The following is a 15,089-nucleotide window of genomic DNA, read 5'->3' on the forward strand; positions in this document are numbered from 1 at the left end:
GTCTGTCGTAGTGTTTAAGTCGGCTTTTGATCGATAATTTGCAAATTATACGGGAGAGAGAAATGGAAACCATGCGGGTAATACAATGGACCACCGGAAAAGTCGGCAAGCTTGCGCTTCGCGGTATTCTGGATGATCCCCGATTGGAATTGGCTGGTGTCTTTGCCTATTCCGACGAGAAGCGTGGCGTGGATGCAGGAACGCTTTGCGGGCGGCCCGAATGCGGAGTGTTGGCGACAAATGATATCGACGCGCTGATTGCTCTGGGTGCCGATGCGGTCATCTACACACCTTTCATGGCCGATCTGGACCACGCCGTCAGATTGCTGGAAAGCGGAATAGACATCATCAGCACCAACCTGTTCCTGAACGTTGGAGGCATTCAGGGGGACACGCGCAAGGCGCTGGAGGAGGCCTGTCGTAAAGGTGACGCCTCGCTCTTCATTACAGGGGTAAACCCCGGGTGGATCAACGGCGTAGCCGCTGCGCTGACAGCGGTATGCCGCGATGTCGAGATGGTCTCGATTTCGGAATCGGCCGATTGTTCGGTCTATGAATCCAAGGAGACCTGGCTCGCGATGGGAATATCGCTTCCCGAAGCCACTCCGGAAGTCATCCAGACAAGTCGTTTGTGGATGACATCGTTCTACGATGCCGCGAATCGGTTGGCGACAGCTCTGGGTTTCGAACTGGAGGAACTGGATTACGATATCGAATTCGCCACAGCCTCACAGACGGTCGATCTCGGCTTCATGACCATCCCCAAGGATACCAATGCCGCGCTGCGCGCCGGTTGGACCGGGAAGATTGGCGGTCGCACCGTCGTAAAGGTGACCGTCGCCTGGTATCTGACCAAACTTCTCAATGAGGGCTGGAAGTTTGAGGATGACCAGTACCATCTGGTGATCAAGGGTGAGCCTGAGGTCAACACGCGCATCCGTTTCACGCCGCCCGCGCACTGGGGGCGTCACGAGTGGGATACGATGACGGCCATGCCGGCCGTAAACGCCGCCTTCAATGTCAAGGCGGCCCCGGCCGGCATTCTGACGTTGAAGGACGTTGGCCTGCCTTGCGCGCCTGCCGGCGTTTGGGCCTCCGCAAGATAGAGTGACGACGGCAAGCCCGGTTCGCCGCTCCCCGCGACGGTATGGGAGCGGCGCCCCGGTCTGAACCGGGGCGCCGTAATGGATAGGTCAGGCGAGCGCGGTCGCTCTCAGATGTACATCCCGCCATTCACGCCGAGCACCTGTCCGGTGACGTAGCTCGCATCGTCGGAAGCGAGATAAGCGCAGGCCCCCGCGATGTCGGCGGGCGTGCCGGGACGGGAAATCGGAATCATCTGGACGATCATCTCGGTCGGGAACCCGCTGGATTCCGCATGCCGGTGCATCATCGGGGTCTCCACCAGCGAAGGCGGGATGGTGTTGACGGTGATGTTGTGCGGGGCAAACTCGCGTGCGAGCGCCCGGGTCATACCGATGACGCCGCCTTTCGATGCCGAGTAATGGACCTGCCGCGGGCCGCCCGACTGCGCCGCCTGCGAGGAAATCGTAACGATCCGCCCCCAGGACTGCTCGATCATGTCCGGAAGTGCGGCCTGCACGGTATGGAACACGCCGGTGAGGTTAACCGACATCGTCCGGTCCCATTGCGACTGCGACATTTCCATGAAGGGGACGAATTCTGAAATCCCCGCGTTCGCCACGACGATGCTGATCGGCCCCAGTTCCTTGCGGATGCTGTCATAGACTTCGTCGAGTGCCGAACGGTCCGAAATATCGACGGCGTGAGCGACAATCCGCGTGCCTTCTACACGCAGCAGCTCGGCTTCCTTGTCGAGAAGCGCGCCGTTCATGTCCAGCATCGCGGTCGGATGGCCATCGCGCGCAAAGCGCTGGGCAATGCCAAGGCCGATGCCTCCTGCCGCGCCGGTAACGACAACAGTACGTTTTTCATTCATTCGATCGTTCCTTGAATTCGGTTGTTTTCAGTTCGCCGCAGGGGTCAATTTCACATTCAGTTTTTCGAGTCCGCGAACGATGAAGCTGGCCTCGTACTCAAGCGCCGGATCGGCTGGCGAACCGTGTTCTGCCTCGTCGATCGCGATATTGCTCGTGAGCTTCAGGAACTTCTCCAGGATGATCCGGATCTCCACCCGGGCGAGCGGTGCGCCCGAACAGACATGCCCGCCGCGGCCGAAGGCCAGCTGTTCGCGCAGTTTGGGACGGTTAAGTTGGAATTCGTCGGGATTTTCCCAGCGAGCCGGATCCCGATTGGCAGCAGCAAGGGCGATCATCACCTTGGTGCCCGCCTTGACGGGAAGGTCTCCGATATTGGTGTCCCGGCGCGCGAGGCGGAACGTGACCTTGCTCGACCCTTCAAGGCGCAGGACTTCCTCGATGAACGCCGGGATAAGGCTGGGGTCTTCGCGAAGCTGGCGCTGCACGTCAGGCATTCGGGTGAGATAGAGCATGGAATTGCCGAGCAGCTTCGCGCTCGTGTCCTGCCCAGCGCCGAACAGGAAGGTGCTGAGCTTGACCAGTTCGATGACATCCGGAAGCGTCCCGTCCGGATAAGTGGCGGTTGCGAGATCGCTGAGGACGTCTCCGTTGGGCGCGGCTCGGCGTTCCATCAGGTAGCGCACGAAGAAGCCCGCCATGAATTCCAGCGGTCCCACGTCCGTCGTCGCGCCTTCGGCTTGAATGCTGCCCGGCGGGGGCGCGTTTTCGATGACGTTGGTGAACTGTTCGCGGTCCTCGGATGGAACGCCCAGCAGATCCGCGATCACAAGTGTCACGAACGGTACGGCAACGCCCTTGATCACTTCGCATCCGCCGCTCTGCACGGCATCACGCACCATCGTTTCTGCCAGTTCGTTGATGTATGCCTCGTTCGCCTTCAGCCGCGAGGGCACGAAGAGGCGGTTGAGCACCGCGCGCGCGTTGGCGTGCCGGGTATCGTCGAGGGCAACCAGCAAGTCGCCAGCAATGATCTGATCGCGGTGCGCCTCGATTTGCGGAGTAAGGTCGTCACCTTCAGGCACGAACGGCAGCGGTGCGACCGGGCCGCCGGGAGCGATCGCCGAGGAGAAATCCTTGGGATTATTGAGGACGTCGAGGGCTTCCTGGAAGCCCGTGACAATCAGGAGGTCTTCGCGCGCCCTCGATGCGATCACGCGGCCGCGTTCGCGCAGTTCCCTGAAAAACTCGTAAGGATCGAGCAACAGAGCGGGATCGGTAAGATAGTCACGGTCGATCAGTTCGAGGGCTTCTGTCACAGGATACTCTCCAGAATTTTTCGTAACGTTTTCAAAACTGCAAACGGTTTGGATTCGGTCACGCGCGTTGACCGCATCGCGAATGAGCGTTAAGCCTACCAACTAGTCAGTAATTTTTGCAATCGGTTTTTGAGAAGTCGAGATAACGCGGCACTTCTCCTTGTTCGTTTCCCGCCGTCACGATGTTTGGAACGACGGGAAATGGGTGCTGGGACCTCCAGCGGGGAGGAGGCTCCGTTTGTTCAAGCTGGGTGTGGGGAGCAGGATGTTGCCGTTGGAAAATGCGCCGAACAGAACCAAAACGTTTGCCGTTTTTGCGATCGGTGCGCTGCTTTGCGGATCGGGCCTGAGCTTTCCGTTTGCAGCACTTGCCGACCCCGCGCCGCAAGCCGTTTCGCAAGGCGATCCGTTAGAGGATGGCTTTCGCGATCCGCCCCAGGCCGCCCGCCCCAGGGTTTGGTGGCATTGGCTGGATGGCAACATAAGCGAAGACGGGATCGAGAAAGACCTTGCATGGATGAAGCGCGTCGGGCTGGGCGGAGCGCAGACTTTTGACGGGAGTTTTGCTCTTCCCAAAGTTGTGGAGCGGCGGATCACATACATGTCGCCGGAATGGCAGGGTGCATTCCGGCACGCGGCAACGCTTGCGAACGGTCTCGGTCTTGAACTCGGTATCGCCGCTTCGGCAGGTTGGAGCGAGTCCGGAGGGCCATGGGTAAAGCCTCAGGACGCGATGAAAAAGCTGGTCTGGAGCGAAACCATAGTGCGCGGGGGCCGGCGGTTCGACGGCGTGCTGCGACTTCCGCCAACTATAACCGGTCTGTTTCAGGATCTTGCGCCGCACAAGGAACTGAGCGCGGTTGCCAAGCCTCCAATTCCGGATTTTTACGCCGATGCAGCCGTGTTCGCTTGGCGCGTGCACGATATGCAAAAGAGCGCGGTTCCAACTTTCACACTGGCTGATGGCAAAGCGTTGGACGGCACCGCCCTGCTTGACGGCTCCTACGCAACCGGAGTCGAGGTCCCTGCGGGCACCTCAGAAAACCCCGGCATGATTGTTCTTACTTACTCCCGTCCACAAACCATCCGTTCCGCATCGCTCTTCATTGCCGACATTGCCGACCTTTATTCGGCGGCCACCGTAGTACCGCGCCTCGAAGCCAGTATGGACGGGATTCACTGGCGCAGGATTACCGATATCCGCCTTGGCATCGTGCCCACGACCATCAGCTTCGCGCCGGTTGTCGCTCGCTACTTCCGCTTCGTTCTCGTACCGGCTCCGCCAGCTGCTGGTTCCGCGACGATCTCTGCGCCCGGATATGCGGGATTTTCTGGACCCGGCAAGCCGAGGCAAAAACTCGATATTGTCGATCTGCGCCTGTCGCAGGAGGCGCGGGTCAACGAGTTCGAAGTGAAGGCAGGCTTTTCCGCCGCCGCCGATTACAGTGCGCTTGATGCCGATGTCGGAAGCGAGGCGAATGGCGTGCCGGCCGGCGATGTTCTCGATCTGACAAGCCGGATGCGGCCCGACGGTTCGCTGGACTGGACCGTTCCTCAGGGAGAATGGCGGGTGGTGCGGATGGGCTACTCGCTCACTGGCGCTCTCAATCACCCTGCTTCGGCGGAGGCGACCGGGCTTGAGGTGGACAAACTCGATGCGGCCGCCGTTCGCCGGTATTTCGAGACCTATCTTGGCCGCTTCAAGGAAACACTTGGACCAGGTTCGTTCGCGTCCCACGGTTTGAAGGCGCTCGTCAACGACAGCACCGAGGTTGGTCCGTTCAACTGGACGCCCGCCATGCTTGACCAGTTTCGCCGGCTGCGTGGCTACGATGCCCGTCCATGGCTGCCCGTGCTGACCGGAACGATCGTCGAATCCCGGGCAAAGAGCGATGCCTTCCTGTTCGATTTTCGTCGCACGATTGCCGACCTCCACGCCTCGGAGCACTATGCCACGGTCGCGGCAGTTGCCCACGAGAACGGCCTTCGCTGGTACAGCGAGGCGCTTGAAGGGGGGCGTACCTCGCTCGGCGACAATATGGACATGAGGCGGTTCGCGGACGTGCCCATGGCCGCGATGTGGGCGTTCAGGCCCGAGGACGGGCCGAAATTTCCGTACCTTGTCGACATTCGGGGAGCGGCATCCGTCGCCCATCTGTTCGGGCAGAACGTAGTCGCAGCAGAATCGATGACGTCGACGCGCTTCCCTTGGGCCCATTCGCCCTCGGATCTGCGTCCGGTCATTGACGCCGAGTTTGCGAATGGGGTCAATCTTCCCGTCATCCATACCTCGGTACACCAACCCGTCGACAAGAAGCCGGGGCTATCGATGTGGCATATCGGCCAATTCTTCACGCGCAACGAAACCTGGTCCGAGATGGCGCGGCCATGGGTGGACTATATGGCGCGGACCGGCTTGCTGTTGCAACAGGGGCGTTTCGTTGCCGACGTTGCCTATTTCTATGGCGAAGAGGAGCCTACTCCCATAGCCGGCAAGGCTGCATACGCCGATGGTCCAACGCGCAACGGCTACGACTACGTCAATGCGACGGTCCTGCAAAAGGATTTCAAAGTCGACGCAGGCGCTTTGGTGGCACCGTCCGGAGCCCGGTATCGCCTGCTCTATCTTGGCGGATCGAGTGCGCGGATGACTTTGCCGATGCTTCGGCGCATTGCGGAACTCGCAGATGCGGGCGCCGTGATCGCGGGCGATGCTCCGGCCGGTTCGCCTGCCTTGCAGGATGATCCCGTCGAATATGCAGCGCTGGTTCGCCGCCTGTGGTCGGGTAGCGCCGTGACCTCTGTCGGAGCCGGCCAGGTCGTTAGTGGCCATGATGTCGATGCCGCCCTGCGAACCGTCGGCGTGGCGCCCGATTTCGCAATCGGCGGCGCACGATCCGACAGCCAGATCAGATTTGTGCATCGGCAACTGGACGACGGCGATATCTATTTCGTGTCTAATGGACTCGGCCGAAGAGAAGGGTTCGACGCCCGTTTCCGGGTTGCAGGCAAAGCGCCGGAGATCTGGAGAGCCGATACAGGCGCGATCACGCGAGTATCCTATCGGATCGAAGGCAACGAGACTGTCGTGCCGCTCACGATGGCGGCCAATGACAGCTTCTTCGTGGTCTTTCGTCGAAACGCGGCGGCACAGGCATTGACGCTTCTTCAGTCCGAACCCCGCCAGATGATGTCATTGGATGACGGGTGGAACGTAGCTTTCGAAGCGGGCCGCGGAGCGCCTCGCTCGCTCGCAATGGGGCATCTTGCGCCGCTTAACGAGCAGACCGATCCGGGCATCAAGTACTTCTCGGGCGTGGCTACTTACACAAAAGACTTTTCTGTGCCGACAGGTTACCGCTCCGGCGCGCCTGTCCTGCTCGATCTGGGACGCGTCGGCGACTTGGCCGAGGTCCGCCTCAACGGCATAAGGATAGGTACCGTTTGGCATGCGCCGTTTCAGGTCGACATTGGCAAGGCATTGCGAAATGGGAAGAACCATCTCGAAGTCCGCGTCGCCAATTTGTGGGTCAATCGCTTGATCGGGGACGCGCAGACTGGAGCGTCCAAGATAGCCTTCACCGTTATGCCCGCATACAAGGCAGATGCTCCGCTCAGGCCTGCAGGATTGATCGGCCCGGTGACGCTCAGTCGCGTTGCCAATCCAAGAGAATCCAATTGATCAGGCGACGTGGACCGCAGAGGTTACGCTTTGCTCCACGTCAAGGTAACTACGGCCGACTTCAGGTCCAATGAACGGCCAGCCAGCGCAGGGCATCGGCAACGGCATCCAGGTCTTCCGGTGTGCGGCCGCCGAAGCCCCCATGCGGCATAGCTTCGCCGACATAGAGATCCGCAGGGACACCGGCCTTTCGCAAAGCAGCGTGGAAACGGACCGTGTCGGACAGGAAGAGGTCACGCGTGCCGGACCGCAGGTAGGTCGGCGGGAAGCCACGAGACAAGTCTCCCTTCAGCGGGGACAGATAAGGATCTGCGAGGTTTGAACTGCCAGCGTAGAGAGCGACATTCGCATCCTGCCGCCAGACCTTCAACAACGTGTCGAGATGCTGGTTGGTCTGCAAGGTGTCACTCACACCTGTCAAATCGACTACCGGCGTATCCAGCAAGAGCGCAGCGGGCTGAGGCAGCCCGCCGTCGCGTGCCTTCAACATGAGTGCAGCGGCCAGATTGCCTCCCGCCGACCCGCCCGAGACCAAGATCTGGTCGGGCCGAAATTGGCGGGTCATCTCTCGATAGACAGCAAGGCAATCGTCCAGGGGGGCGGGGAAGGGATGATCCGGCGGCATGCGATAATCGACTGCATAGATCACGCCGCCGTATTGCTGGGCTTGTACTTGCGCCAGAACGCGGGCGATTTTTCCGCCCAGACTTGTCCAGCCGCCTCCATGGATGCTGAGATGCGGCTTGCCTTGGTTGGGCGCAGAGGCCGGCGGTGTGATAACATAGACTTTCGCCGCGCCGATCACACGGTCTTCCACCTTGAAACCGGGGAGGACCAGATCGCCGCCATTCATCATGCGGAGCATGCTCGCATCGTGATAAGCGATCTTCGTGCGCCATGCTGCAGAATTGGTGACGGGAGGAGACGGATCCTCAGCGGTATTCGCGCCCTTGCGCAAATAGGCCCGCGCGGCCTCGCTGATGGACAGCGGCGGCTCGATGATCCGAGGCGGGAGGTGAACCGCGCCGTCTGCCGCATTCATCGAGCCTGTTGTCGGGGCGCTGCCTGCGGCCGCGGGCTGGGCGTCAAGCGTTACCGCAAGCGCAACGGACAGCCCGAAGACGCCGCGACGGCTCAGCGGAAACGCCGCATCTGCTTTCGAAGCGCGATTAGCATGGGCATTTTTCATGTATCTTGTCTCTCGCCAGATTGCGGCCGCTTTCGTTGCAAGGCATCCGGCTGTCTGTTTCGATCAAGACCGCGAAAGCGCCGCCAATTGCGGCGAAATCGTAAGGGGCGCCGGGCGGACGATAAGCCGGTGCCGTCCCGGGACGCCGTTCCCGGTGCACCGGCTTATCTCGCGATTTCACTATTTCATCATCAGGCCCGCCTGCCTGCCGCTGGTCCCGACAGTGAGCAGTCGCTTGTCGCTTGGGCTGCAGCTCCAGTTCTTCTTGTCCTGCACATCTCCCTTGCCGCTGTAGCGGGCCATTTCGGGATACTTGCACAGGGGCATGGTGTAGTTCGGGGTCTTCAGTGCCAAGGCTTTCGGCCCACCGGGCGTATATTGCCGGTCGGCGACCCAGGCCGGCAGGGACTCAGGCGCGTGGCCTTTCTCGACCCATCCCTCAAGTGCCGTGATCGGGTCGAAACTATTGGGGGCACTGCTTACGATGCTGCAATGGGCGGTGCCGGGAAGCATGAACAGCCGGACTTGTTGCTGGACCTTGTCGAAGCCGCCATGGCGCCGCGCCAGTTGGTTATACCAGTTCACCGACATGTAAGGAGTGAGCCGCTCGTCGCTGTAGTTATGCCACATCAGCAGCTTCGTCTTACTGTTCATCAGCCGCGCCGTATTTTCGGGCAGCGTTCCGATGCCGGGGAGCAGGGCTGCTCGTGCTGCGGCGACTTCGGCGGCGGGCACGACAGCATGAAAACCCGTGACAGGTCCGGGGCCGCCGCGTCGGAATGTGACCATGGAAGCCGCTTTGAAGCCCGGATCGTTTTTGTGCACGAAGATCTCATGCACCGGATCGCTAAGCATCGCCGTTCCGCCGCCCAGAACGCCAAGTTCACTGACTGAATAGCCCGGCTGTACGATGTTTCCGCGCTCATCGGTCACCGCATTCACAGTTACCGCCACAGTTTCGATCTGTTCGGGAGTGAAGCATTGCCCGGGCGTGGAGCCGGGGCCACACTTCGGCAGATCCCGTTCCGGATCGAAGTTGCATGCGGCAGGGTTCTGGATGAGCCCGTCCTTGACGCCGTCGAGCGCATCGCACTGTTTCTTGACCACATTGTCCATAAGCGAGAGCAAGCCGGGTGTAAGCACTGATCCCGCCGAGCGGCTCGTTGCTTTTCCGATTGCCGTGCCGTGGAACGACACGCCCCAGATGTCGTAAGGCGATCCCGCGATGATCCCGTCGAACTCCTCCGGGAAGTAGGATGCAGCAACCATCGCGTCGCGTCCGCCTCCGGAGCAACCCTCGAAATAGGAATGCGAGATCTGCGTCTTCGCGCCGTTCACGCGGCCGTAGAAGGCGGTGGTGAAATTCTTGCCGAGGCGCGCGAGGACTTTATCGGCCCGATAGAGGAAATCGTCGACATAGTCCTGATCGACCTTTCCATTCTTCACTGCCCACGATGCGGAATCAAGCCCCTCGTGGCCCTCGTCGGTGGCGAAAGTCGCGTATCCTTTCTCGATGATCTGACCCGGATGTCCTTGTGCCGTGACAGTGACGGAAGGCATGGCCGGATCGCTCACATAGAACTGGCCGCAATGACCACTGCAGCCGAGCTGCAAGTACTTTCCATTCCAGTTCGACGGGAACGAGGCAAGGAAGTTCGAGGTTTTGCCTGTCTCGGGATTGGTGACGAAACTTCCGGTCACTTGGCAGAAAGCCGGGCGTGTGCCTTTTGCCGCAACGTAGTTTGTGGCGCCCTTGAACATGCTGTCCTTGATCGGCTTGATCGTGATCGCACTGCCAAGCCCGGAGGCAGCGGCCTGCACGAATTCCGGTGTGCAGCTTGCCGCGAAGCCACTGGTCGCCGGCGTCTGCGAATGAGCCATGGAATCGGGGGTGGGTACAAGCGCGCTGGAGGTTCCGAGCAATATTCCCAGCGAGGCCGTAGCCGCAGCTGAAAGTCCCAAACGCGTGGTAATTTTCGTCATAAGCGGCCTCTCCCAAGGATCGAAGATATTTGCGTGGCGTGTTAAGCGCGGGCCCTGAAAGCCTTCTGATGTGGACTGGCTTATTCCGTCTGAAGCGGCGCCGCATTGCCCTTCCCACCGAACGGCACCCCACGACAGAGCGCGGAGGCGGCGGTGAAATACCGTCTGCTGGAAAAGCCCCAAACTGCTTGGACAATTGCGTGCACAAACTTGACTTACCGACTAATCGGTCTATAAGCGGATTGCAAGATTGCTTTTATTCGGGTTTGAGTATCATCATCGAACCATTGGCATGCTTCTTCAGGCGCTACTTTGCACGGCGCCGAAATTCTCGCCGCGGTTGGGAATGAGTCTGAAATAGGCCCGTGGGCCTCGGCCGCTTTTGCCCGCCAGCGCGGTGAAGTATCGATCGCCCATGGTTCGAAAGCGGTTATCCCATGTGCTGATCGAGGCTTTCTTCTCCCGGCTCGTGCGCCCATAAGGCCGTGATGAACGATCCGAAAGAAGCCATCGCCACATTGACCGGCCGTACCGTAACGCGCGCCGATCTGGCCGGAGAAGACGGCTTGCGGCCGCATCACCTGATCGAGTGCGATCTGGACGGAGGCGACTTTTCCTCGCTCGATTTGCGCCAAATGCGTTTTGAGCGCTGCGCCATGCGGCGGGCCAGATTTGATCGGGCCATTCTGACCGAGGCCGCATTCATCGGCTGCCGAGGCGCGGAGGCCTCTTTCGTCGGTACCGATTTTGGCGATGCCGCCGTGACGGGTGGGGACTTCAACAATGCCTCGTTCCGGCGGGCGAGCCTCATGTCCACGCGGTTTGCAAATTGCAAGCTCACCGGCGCCGACTTCACGGATGCAGGCATGATCGGCGTGTCGCTGGAAGAAGTCCTGCTCTCCTATGCCAAGCTGCCCGGGATCTCCTTCCGGAAGTCGAACCTTAAACGGGTGGATTTTTCCGAGGCGGACTTGCGGAAATGCGACTTTCGCATGGCCGTGTTCGAGGAATCCTCACTCCGCAACGCCACGCTGAACGGCAGCCGGTTCGAGCAGGCCGATTTGCGCGGTGCCGATCTCAGCGGGCTGGAACTGATGGACGCCCGGCTGTTCCGGGGCGCCACGATTTCCCGCCTTCAAGCGGCGGAACTGCTGGGGCAACTCGGGCTGCGGGTGCTGTGACTTACGCGGGCAGGGCGCCAAGCCAGCGCTCGACCAGTTGCATGTGCTCCGCCCACCCGGGTGTGACGAAGGTTTCCAGCGCAGTCTTCTGTCTTTCGCGGTCCGGGCTATCCGTCAGGTAGTCCCTGGCGGCATGGGCCCAGGCGGCGGCATCATCGGGATCGAGCAGCAGCGGCACATTGCCGCCGATTTCCTGATAGATGGCAAGGTCGCTTGCGATCGCGGGCGTGCCGCGCAGCATGGCTTCGAGCACCGGAAGGCCGTAGCCCTCGACCCGACTGGGCATGAGCAAGGCCCTTGCATGGGTGATCCATGTGTCGAGATCGTCGTCCGTGCAGCGCTGGAGTTCGATCACCTTGCCGTGCTCGGGCCGAGCGCCGTCGAGCCTTGCAAACGTGCTCTCGGCCATCCAGCCGCGCTGGCCGACCAGCACCAGATCGGGCGTGTCAGCGCCAAGCTCGCGGCGGAGATGGTCCCAGGCGTCGAGCAGGAGCATGTGGTTCTTGCGCGCCTCGATCGTGCCGATCGACAGGAAATAAGGGCGCGGATGCGGCGATCCTGCGTTCCCGGAGCCCGGCGTTTCGATGCCGAGATGCGCTACAAGTTGCGGCACCGGCGGCAACCCCTGCTCAAGCCCGAACCGGGCGAGCGCATTGCCGGTATCCGCTGAATTGACGATGATCCCGCTGGCACTGCGCAACGCATTGCGCATGCGCACGGTGTGCTTCGCCAGCTCCCCTTCCCGGCAATATTCGGGGTGGGTGATCGGGATCAGGTCATGGATGAGGTAGACCGGCCGGAGGCCATGCTCCTTCAGCCATGACGGCAACGAATCGATGTGCAGGCCGGTGTGGCCGACATTGAGGTAGATGGCGCTCTTGCAAGACCGACGCGCGAGCATGGCACGCGGAATGGCATGCGCCAGAAGCATGACCAGCCGCCGCTTGTCGACCATGCCCGCACTTGCCCGCAGCAGTGCGAAAAGGCGGTCGCTATCCTTGGCCCCCAGCACGACGCGGTGGTCGCGCCATTGCAGGAAGGCGCAGGACTGCTCCGCGAAATGTTCGAGATAGGCAAGGCAGACCCGGTCGATCCCGGTCGGCAGTCGCCCGCGCCACAGCCGCCAGATCAGGCGGCTCGCATCGAAGACGAAAGGCCTCGCGGGCCGGTGGGAACGCGATGCTGCCAAGATCGTATCCTGTAGGGAAGTCGGTGTCGCCGGAGGTTAGCCGCTTAGCAATTGCTTCAATCCATTGGCAAGCGAGGCCGCAGCTGTACTCGCCGCTATCGTCGATCTCTCCAGCCCAGCAACCTGTTCAGCCGCCCCTGCCACTCCCGCAGGCGAATGAGGGGGGATCGGACATCGGCTTGACCTGCCGCGATACGGTTCACCAGCACCTCCGCCTCGCACGGCAGGCGCGTCACTGGATCGAGGTAGCGCGGATAGAGGAGGAGCGTGGCCGCAACCAGTTCGTCTAGCGTCCGCCTGCGCGTGCGCCGGGCAGGAACCGGGCCGAGGTCGCGGGTCAGGCCCCAGCCGGCATAGAAGGGGACGCCGTGGGTCACCACCTCGCGGCCACGCATAAGCGCTTCAAAGCCGGCCAGCGAGGTGAGGACATGGACCGCGTCCACCCGGTCCAGCAGCGCCGCAATCGATGAACTGCGGTCGATCTCATCAGCCAGTTCGAGCATCTGGGCATCGGGAACATGGCCCTTGCGATGGCCAGCCTCGACATCGGGATGCGGCTTGAAGATGATTCGGGCCCTCGGTTCTTGCGCGCGGGCACGCCGAAGCAGTTCGAGATTGCCCAGACCCGCACCGCCGCACAGCACCGAGCGATCATCCTCGACCTGTCCGGTCACCAGTACGACCCGGCGCCCAACTTCACGCTCGGGCACGGCCGCGAGCGTCTGGTCCTGCCCGTATTTGCTGATCCCGGCGCGAACCAGCCTTTCACGCAGCGTTGCCGCTCGTGCCAGCGTCTTGGCGTCGATCTCGGCGCTTTGGAGGATCGTTTCGAGCGAGCTGGCCTGCGCCGGATCGAAATGCGGCCCCTGCACATCGACCACAATCGAGAGCGGGGGCACGCAATTGGCGCCCAAACCGGTTGAGCGGATCATGCCGTCCTCGATCTCGCCGATGGTCACGCCTTCGGCTTTCAGGGCAGCGAGAGCCTTGGCATCGCTGCGTGCGATCCAGGCGAGCACTTCATTGCCAGCAGATGGGCCGTTTTGAACGGCGCGGTCGTGCCGGACGGGGCCGGAGCCGTCCCACAGCAGGTTGTCCGCCGTGATCCGCTTCCAGCGCGCGATGCCATGGACGGCGGCAACACGCCGGTTGGCGTCGATCAATGTGCGCCAGCGTCCCAGCATGGCGATTGCTTCAAGCGCGTCGATCTCGCTACCGTCGAAGGGGCTGCGAAAGCGCCAGTGACGGTCCAGTTCTTGCGAGAGAACCGAACCCAGCGCATCGGGATTGCCCAGCGTGGCGAAACGTCCTTCGCCGATTACGGTAAGCGGAATGCCGAGGATCGCAGCGACCAGCGCGATTTCGTCGTCAGCCGCCGCGATGACTTGGGCGGCGCCGGCACAGACGAACCATGGATCGCTGTTCGCGGGCAGAGTGGGGAGGCCGTCCCCTGACGCGCCGGAGCCGATCAGGACAGCCCGGTCGAGCAGTCCGGACTCGCGCGCGGAGGCCAGGATCGCGGGAGCATCCCCGGCACGGGTGACGGAAAGCACCACGTCTCGCCCGGCAGGCCGTCCGGCCTGTGCGCCCCAGAACGAGCCACCCACCCGGTGCTCCCTCAGTGCGGCGATCAGGCCCTCGGGCGTAGCCGCAGCTACCGGATCCGCGTCACCGCGGGCAATCGCAAGCGGCGCGGCGCGGTGGGCCGGGAAGGGCGGGATACGCAGGAATGGAAGGCTGTTCATGCTGCTACGCTGGTGCTGGTGAGATCGCATCCAAGAGCGACGAGTCGCTCGGCCATCGCGTCCCACTGCCGCGGTGAAGTGGCGACTATCAGGCCTTCGCCTTGATCGTCGCAGCGGTAGGGCTGGCCGTTCGGCCGGGCTGCGCGCCCGCCGGATTCATTGAGGAGAACGACACCGGCCGCGTGATCCCAGGGCAGGGTGCGGGTAAACAGGGTCACGTCGTTTTAGCCAGTCGCCACGCGTGGATATTGGTCGGCAGCGCAGCGCGGGCTGTCGACGACATCATAGTCGGCCTCCAGCGCGTCCATAAGGGTTTCGCGTGAGGCACGGTTAGCGAACAGACGGGTGACGGCCGCCAGTGGACGCTTTCGCGGGATCTCCGCAGCCTTGAAGGCTTCGCCGTTCACGCTGGCGCCATGGCCAGCCAGCGCCGCGCAGAAGCGGTTCGAAAGCGGATCGAAAATCCAGCCCCCCACCGGCAGCCCGTCCTCGACCAGAGCGACGAGCAGGCCGAAGGGGCCTTGTCCGGCAGCGAAGTTGGCAGTGCCGTCGAGCGGATCAATCAGCCAGCATGCCCCGGAACCAAGCCTGCTCAGCAGCGCGGGGTCGGCATGAACCGCCTCCTCACCGACGATCCCTGCGCCGGGGATGAGCGCGGCAAGGCGTCCGGCAAGGATTTCTTCGCTCTCGCGGTCGGCTGCGGTTACGGGCTCGGTGTTGCCGTCCTCACCCTTGTCGGCGAGAACGTGGGCTTCGCTCGTGCGGAAGCGAGGCATGATCGCAATTTCCGCCGCTTCTCGCATTGCCTGCTCCACCGCGAGTGTGAGCCGGTCCGTCATCATT

General features: G+C 62.0%; 11 protein-coding genes. 3 read left to right on the forward strand and 8 right to left on the reverse strand.

Going from position 1 to position 15,089, the window contains the following annotated elements; all coding sequences use genetic code 11:
* The first annotated feature begins 62 nt into the window (after positions 1–62).
* On the forward strand, positions 63–1,106 hold the full coding sequence (locus EDF56_RS07755) for a hypothetical protein (protein ID WP_132386158.1): 1,044 nt from the start codon (positions 63–65) through the stop codon (positions 1,104–1,106).
* A 107-nt stretch (positions 1,107–1,213) separates the two neighbouring features.
* Here the strand turns inward: EDF56_RS07755 and EDF56_RS07760 are convergent, their stop codons facing one another.
* On the reverse strand, positions 1,214–1,960 hold the full coding sequence (locus tag EDF56_RS07760; RefSeq protein WP_132386159.1) for an SDR family NAD(P)-dependent oxidoreductase: 747 nt from the start codon (positions 1,958–1,960) through the stop codon (positions 1,214–1,216).
* Between the two features lie 27 nt (positions 1,961–1,987).
* Positions 1,988–3,277: a cytochrome P450 gene (locus tag EDF56_RS07765; RefSeq protein WP_132386160.1), complete on the reverse strand. Its 1,290-nt coding sequence runs from the start codon at positions 3,275–3,277 to the stop codon at positions 1,988–1,990.
* A gap of 238 nt (positions 3,278–3,515) precedes the next feature.
* Between EDF56_RS07765 and EDF56_RS07770 the strand changes: the two genes are divergently transcribed.
* Complete coding sequence (locus EDF56_RS07770; protein WP_347812970.1) at positions 3,516–6,959, forward strand: glycosyl hydrolase; 3,444 nt, start codon at positions 3,516–3,518, stop codon at positions 6,957–6,959.
* A 61-nt stretch (positions 6,960–7,020) separates the two neighbouring features.
* Here EDF56_RS07770 and EDF56_RS07775 read toward each other — a convergent pair whose 3' ends face one another.
* On the reverse strand, positions 7,021–7,917 hold the full coding sequence (locus tag EDF56_RS07775) for an alpha/beta hydrolase (protein WP_243652459.1): 897 nt from the start codon (positions 7,915–7,917) through the stop codon (positions 7,021–7,023).
* Positions 7,918–8,328: 411 nt separating this feature from the next.
* The gene (locus tag EDF56_RS07780; RefSeq protein ID WP_243652460.1) at positions 8,329–10,131 is read right to left on the reverse strand and encodes a tannase/feruloyl esterase family alpha/beta hydrolase; all 1,803 of its coding nucleotides are present in this window, start codon (positions 10,129–10,131) and stop codon (positions 8,329–8,331) included.
* Between the two features lie 488 nt (positions 10,132–10,619).
* Here EDF56_RS07780 and EDF56_RS07785 point away from each other — a divergent pair, with 488 nt between their 5' ends.
* Positions 10,620–11,312, forward strand: coding sequence for a pentapeptide repeat-containing protein (locus EDF56_RS07785; protein ID WP_132386161.1), 693 nt, complete (start codon positions 10,620–10,622; stop codon positions 11,310–11,312).
* Between the two features lies 1 nt (position 11,313).
* On the opposite strand, the gene EDF56_RS07790 is transcribed toward EDF56_RS07785, so the two are convergent.
* The 4 genes from EDF56_RS07790 to EDF56_RS07800 form a co-directional block, all read right to left on the reverse strand.
* Positions 11,314–12,501, reverse strand: coding sequence for a glycosyltransferase family 1 protein (locus EDF56_RS07790; protein ID WP_132386162.1), 1,188 nt, complete (start codon positions 12,499–12,501; stop codon positions 11,314–11,316).
* A gap of 95 nt (positions 12,502–12,596) precedes the next feature.
* Positions 12,597–14,246 (reverse strand): beta-3-deoxy-D-manno-oct-2-ulosonic acid transferase, encoded by a 1,650-nt coding sequence (locus EDF56_RS07795; protein ID WP_132386163.1) that lies wholly within the window; start codon positions 14,244–14,246, stop codon positions 12,597–12,599.
* Positions 14,243–14,464, reverse strand: coding sequence for an inositol monophosphatase family protein (locus EDF56_RS26340; RefSeq protein ID WP_243652461.1), 222 nt, complete (start codon positions 14,462–14,464; stop codon positions 14,243–14,245). The genes EDF56_RS07795 and EDF56_RS26340 overlap by 4 nt, the downstream gene beginning before the upstream one ends.
* A gap of 6 nt (positions 14,465–14,470) precedes the next feature.
* A complete protein-coding gene (locus EDF56_RS07800) occupies positions 14,471–15,085 on the reverse strand; it encodes an inositol monophosphatase family protein (protein WP_243652462.1) in 615 nt (204 codons plus the stop codon).
* Positions 15,086–15,089 lie beyond the last annotated feature (4 nt).

Origin of the sequence: Novosphingobium sp. PhB165 (genome assembly GCF_004341845.1) — a bacterium.
GTDB lineage: Bacteria > Pseudomonadota > Alphaproteobacteria > Sphingomonadales > Sphingomonadaceae > Novosphingobium.